This window comes from Nocardia sp. NPDC050799 (genome assembly GCF_040654015.1).
Classification (GTDB): Bacteria; Actinomycetota; Actinomycetes; order Mycobacteriales; family Mycobacteriaceae; genus Nocardia.
Genome location: NZ_JBFAHF010000085.1, coordinates 1 through 5,449, shown reverse-complemented (window position 1 = coordinate 5,449; position 5,449 = coordinate 1). Strand labels below are relative to the sequence as shown.

Here is a 5,449-nt window from a genome sequence, read left to right as displayed (position 1 = left end):
ACCTCGGCGGGAGACCCACCACGCTCACCTGCGGTAATCGCGGTCTCCGCAGCCGGTTTCCAGGTCTGCCTTGCGGCCTCCCACGCCCGCTTCGATTCCACCGATATCTCGACCGGTGGCCGGAGCGCCGCGGTATCCACGTCGTGCCCTACCGAGATCGCCTCGGGCGGCGTGAACGGCGCGCCGCCGTCGAGCGCCGGCGAACGGGCGCTCTGGGCATACACGCCCCCGGCGACAGCACCGTTGAGCAGTGGCCCCAACACCTCCGTGTAATGCTGCGGCCAACCAGCAACCAAGGCCGCCGCACCCAGACCCGAGATCGCCCCCGCCGTACCATGCACCAAACCCATGGCCACACGACTGGTCCCGATCTGGGGGAAGACCATCGGAGCGAACCGGCCCGCGAGCATGCCGCCGACCGCTCCGCCCGCGCCGGACACGGCGGCGACCTCGATCGACTTCAGATCGATACCCGTGGGGTTGGAACCATCCTCCCCGATGATCTCGAGTGTTCTGTCCCCGGTGGCGACCTGCAGCGCCTGCACACCCACTTCGACACCCACGGGCAGCGCGACCGCCGTGCCCATCCACTTGGCGAACTGCGCCGGCCCCATACCGCTCAGCTGGGCGGCCGCCTTGGCTCCGCCCGCCTGAATGGCCCGCTGTAGGCTCGCGCGCATCACGGCGACCTCGGCGCGCCCCTGGACCAGCGTGGATTCGACCGCCGGCGCGGCCGCAACCTGGCCGGCCGGCCCCGCCGCCGCGGCGGCGGCCAGCAAACCGTAGATCTTCCACGCCAGGTGGATGCCGAACGTGAACATCACGCACAGCCATTTCTCCGCGTCGTTGGCCGCCGCCTGTCCCTGATCGGCCAGGGCGTTCACATCCTTGCCGAGCTGAGCCGCGCCCTGTCGATAGGAACTCAATGCCTCACGCAACTGTTCGGCCGTCTCGCCTACCGAATCCTCGTGCGTCAGAAGGCTGTCGATATCGGCCGAATGGCCCTCCAGTTCCAGACTGCGGGCACGCAGCTCGGACGCCATCCGGCGCATCCCGGAAATGTCGGCGCCGGGAAGCTCCCCGCCGAACACCACCATCTCGATCGGAGTCCGCAGGAACCCGGGCAGACATTCGAAGGCGGTCCGCAGCTGCACGACCGGGCTGAACAGTGAACCGTCCAACACCTCGACCTACCCCAGCCGGATTGCCGCGGCGACCAGCACCGCATGCAGCAGTCGTGCCTGAATACCCGCCTTCTCGCCGTGCTGGACCACCTCGGCGAACGCGACCCCGAGCGCCTCGTCCACATCGAAGTTGCCTCGTTCCGTGGCATGCCCGGACAACTCGGCGCGCCACTCCCGGTAGCCGCGCACCAGCTCGGACAGCGCAGGGCGCGGGCGCGGCTGGTTGTTCAGGTACTCCGAGATCAGGACGCGTTGTGCCCGCCGGTGTGCGACACCGCCACCGGCAGCGTCGAAAGCCCGGCCGAATGCCCGCAAGGTGGCCGTGTAGATATCCGGCTGTGCCGTCTCGCCCGTCTCCTCGGTATCGGCGGTGGCGTCCTGCGGGTGTGCGGATGGCTGGGATGATCGGGCAGGTGGCTGCGGTTGTTGTGCGGCGCGCCGGTCGAGGGTTATCGACCGGGCACCGCCTTCGCTGTCCGGCGGCGCACCGGCCCACCGCACTGTGCCGAGCTCGTCCTCGAGCTCGGCCACCGCGACGGTCTCCAGCACGATCATCGGGTAGTCGGTGAGGACCCGGTCCACCGCGGTCACGAACTCCTGTACCGGCGCGAGCTGAAGATCGGGGGCATCGAAACCTGTCACCTCGACGCCGTGCCGCTCGGCCAATTCGCGTGCCAGCCGTTCGATTGCCGGATCGGCCGGCGACCGCTCGCGGCCGCCGCGCCGATCACGGTCGCGGCCGTTGTCACCGGCCGGTGAGTTCAATCGTGGCGAGGGACCTTGCTGCGGAGCCGACCCGGTGTTTGCGGGCCTTCCAGCGTTTCCAGGGGAACCCGGCATCCCGGGTTGGCCGGGCGTGCGGGGCGTCTCGGTCCACGGGGCTCCGGCCCGTCCAACGGGTCCCGCGACGGGGCTGCCGGACGATGCTCGCGACGTCTGGGGCGTATTACGCGATGGGGCTGCTACCGGCGGGGGTGAGACCGCGGAGGCCGGTGGCGGCACCGCCGGTCCGGACCGCCGGCCCGGGGCGCCGGTCGCCTGGTTGCTCGCCGGACCGGTTTCGGGCCGGGAACGACTCCACGGCGACTCGGACCGTGGTCCGTTGTCCGTAGCGGCTCGCCCCGGGGATCCGTCCGGTGCCGGTGCGCTACCGGGCCGGTTGTGCCCACCGGCCGGGAGTTGGTCGGTGCTCCGACTCTGTGGCCCGCCGGCAGGATACACCGGCGAATTCTGCTCCGGCGTCACCGCGGCCTGATCGGGTGGGTTCGGCCGGGGTCCATCGACCGGCGATTGCGGGCCCACCCTACCCGCCGGGGGCGACTCGGCGAGACCGGCCGCTCCCGGACCCGTATCCTGGGCAGCCCCGGCCACGCGCGCGGCGCTGTCGGTGTCCTGTGCACCGAAGTCGTTCGCGGCGCTGATGATTCCGGCCGCGTTACCGCGCATTCCTTCCGCCATGGCCTGCACCGTGGAAACCACTTGTTCGGCGCGCGGCGTGAACTGCTCGGCGAAGGTGCGCCCCATATAGTCGTCACCGAAGCTGCCTTCCGCCTGCTGCAAGCAGGACTGCAGGCCCGCGTGTGTCTGCTGCACCCGCTCGGCGATATCGGCCAACCGCGCGCCGCGCTCGCGCAGGCCATCCAAGTCCAGTCGCAGTTCGCCGCTCATCTCCCACCTCGGGCAGATGACATCGGTCCGCCGGTCCGCAGCCGGAACCGGCGCTCGAAATCGGTGATGAACGCGGACAGCGGCACCGACGAGCTCGACCGCTCCACGACACCATCGTCTGCGATATAGAAGACCGCCCGGTCGAGCGCGATCTCACCATCCGGCACCGGTGATCGCACCATCCAGCCCACGCTGATCCGCTCGGCCCGCAACGTCGAGAGCGGGAACCCGGTCGTGTCGTGACCCCGGCTGCGGATGTAATCACGGACGAGGTTCAGTGCCTCCTCTTCCCGGATCCCCACGATGTCACCGGCGACCAGATCGGCGAGCACGAACTGGAACAGGGCACCGTCGATATCGACCTCGGCGTCCGCACCGATAACTTGCGCGATCGCCGCGCGGGTCACCGCCGCGGCCTGCGCGGCCGACACCAGCACTTCAGCGGCGTCCGGCGAGGGGCCGTCCAGCACGCCCGCCACCACTTTCGCCACCGTATCGGCCGTCCACACGGCGGGCAACGCAGGCGCGCATTCCGCCATCGGAGCGGATTCGCCGCGGTACCACTGTCCCTGGTCCCACCAGTAACAAAACGACAGCATGCCGGTCAGCACGCGCGGGTTGAGTACCGGGTCGGTCACCCAATCCGGCGCTCCGGCGAATAATTTCGGCATCGCGCCGTTCCCGTTGTAGGCGGCTTCCAAGACCGGCGCATCCCAGACACCGCCCGACAGCACCGCCCGGTCGCCGGGCAGCAGCGTCAACGTCGAGCCGCTGTGTCCCGAACTTTCGAAGATGCCGACCGACGGGCCGATCCGCGGGCCGCGTTCCGATCCGGCCGCCACGAAGGCCGCGGCCAGCACCGCCCACCGGGCCCACACCACCGCCAGATCCGGCAATTCGCCGATCACCGGGGCTGCCTGCACGCCCGCACTCCGATCAGCGCGCACGCCGTCCGCGGCCGCGCGCGGTGACCTCGATTGGGGTTCACCGCGTCCGATGTAGGCGGCCAGCCACACGGGCAGCCTGCTACGCGGATACCGTTCCAGATCCGCCAGATACGCCTGCGGCGCGAACAATTGCTCACCGGGAAACGGCTCCGCGCCCCGATCGGTGACGACCTCGGCCCCATGGGTATCGACGTGCACCACCAGCCGCCACCACGGCCCGTTCTCGACGGCAGCGGACAGGTCTCGATGCCGGCGCACCAACTCCCACACCGCCTCCGACACCTGACATCGGACCGGGTGGTCGCCGTCATCGGCGAGGAACAGCGCCGATTCGGCGATAACGGTCATCGCGAACGCGGCCTCGAACCGGCGTCGCCTGTCCGGCACGAGCTCACGCAGCCGAGCGACGATCTGATCGGCCAGTTCCGCGAGCTCCGGACTCCCGGAACCGATCACAGCACACTCCCACTTCAGCGGATCTCTGTCCTGCAAGCCGGTCTGCGAACCTCGACCCGGAGAGCGCTGTTCGGCCGTAGGCTCACACTCGGATCGTAGATTTTCGCAATCCGGGCGCGCGCGCAACCGACCTCGCTTGCCAGCCATGGCAAGGGCGCCGATGTGCAAGTTCTCGTCGAACTGTTTATGCCCTCTCAACAAGCTGAATGCGCAAGGCATTCGGCGGCCACGGCGATCGACGAATCCGAGGCAGCGGGCCGCAATGCCACATACCCGATCGGCGTCCCGAAGGTGACCACGGCAGCACCGTCGCTAACAGCAGATCGGCTACGACGCCGGTAAACGTGCACACGTGCCCACGTGCCATCAGCGGTCCAGGCAGCGAACACCTTGTACGCGGTGTTCATGGCACCAGATCGTGCGGCACCAACCGCCACGCACACCCTGTGACCAGCACATACAAGATGGTGTCGACCAGCAGGCGACGTGAATGCACCCGGGGCCGGCCGCCGAGGAACCGGCTCGGGGCGGCCGGTAACAGCGGTTCGATCACCGCCCACTGGTCATCGGTCAACGACGAGTCATAGGCAGGCTTGCACGAACACGCACGTTTTGTGTGTCCTGCCCTTGAGACGGATTGAACCGTCCTGGACCGGCTGGAGACTCCCGATTTAGCAAGGGAGACTGTCAGCCATGGCGGCATTACGGAAGTTCGACGAGGAAACCCGCGCTCGGGCGGTGAGGATGTATCAGGACCGGATCCGCCAGCACGGTGACTCGATGGCCGGTGCGCGCCGGCACGTCGGCGCGCTGCTGGATATCAACCCGGCGACCCTGCGGAACTGGGTAACTCGCGCCGAGCAGGGCGAGACCGGACCAGCGGCGGTCGTATCTGGCGGCGTTCGGATCGGTGTGTCGCGCGAGCTGCCTTCGCGGTGCGGCGATGGCCCAAGAGGTGAAAGTCTGCGGCGGCGCTGTGGGCAACACCTGTGGGGTTTGTCAGGCGTTGGTCTGGTAGTGCTGGGTGGCGGTGTCGATGGTCAGGCCGGAGCCGAAGTGGGGGCCGCCGCCCACGTTGTAGACGCCGGCGATCCGTTGGGGGTAGGAGCCGGCGGTGATGATGGCTTCGGACCAGGGGTCGAGGTAGGACAGCAGTTCGTCGAGGTCGTCGCCGAGGGTGTCGAGCAGGGGGCG

At 68.9% G+C, this 5,449-nt stretch carries 5 protein-coding genes and 1 pseudogene; 1 reads left to right on the top strand and 5 read right to left on the bottom strand.

Annotated features, from left to right (window positions below):
* The 4 genes from AB0H42_RS35415 to AB0H42_RS35400 form a co-directional block, all read right to left on the bottom strand.
* The coding region (locus AB0H42_RS35415; RefSeq protein ID WP_357064181.1) for a hypothetical protein at positions 1–1,181 on the bottom strand (1,181 nt) is incomplete at its 3' end.
* Positions 1,182–1,190: 9 nt separating this feature from the next.
* Positions 1,191–1,949: a hypothetical protein gene (locus AB0H42_RS35410; protein WP_357064178.1), complete on the bottom strand. Its 759-nt coding sequence runs from the start codon at positions 1,947–1,949 to the stop codon at positions 1,191–1,193.
* Positions 1,950–2,848: 899 nt separating this feature from the next.
* Positions 2,849–4,255, bottom strand: coding sequence for a hypothetical protein (locus AB0H42_RS35405; RefSeq protein WP_357064175.1), 1,407 nt, complete (start codon positions 4,253–4,255; stop codon positions 2,849–2,851).
* A gap of 403 nt (positions 4,256–4,658) precedes the next feature.
* Positions 4,659–4,829 (bottom strand): transposase, encoded by a 171-nt coding sequence (locus AB0H42_RS35400; protein WP_357064172.1) that lies wholly within the window; start codon positions 4,827–4,829, stop codon positions 4,659–4,661.
* Positions 4,830–4,948: 119 nt separating this feature from the next.
* Here AB0H42_RS35400 and AB0H42_RS35395 point away from each other — a divergent pair.
* Positions 4,949–5,104 (top strand): annotated as a pseudogene (locus tag AB0H42_RS35395) (IS3 family transposase); the annotation flags it as partial.
* 150 nt (positions 5,105–5,254) lie between these two features.
* Here the strand turns inward: AB0H42_RS35395 and AB0H42_RS35390 are convergent.
* Positions 5,255–5,449 (bottom strand): hypothetical protein (locus tag AB0H42_RS35390; RefSeq protein WP_357064184.1); only part of this gene is annotated, 195 nt, incomplete at its 5' end.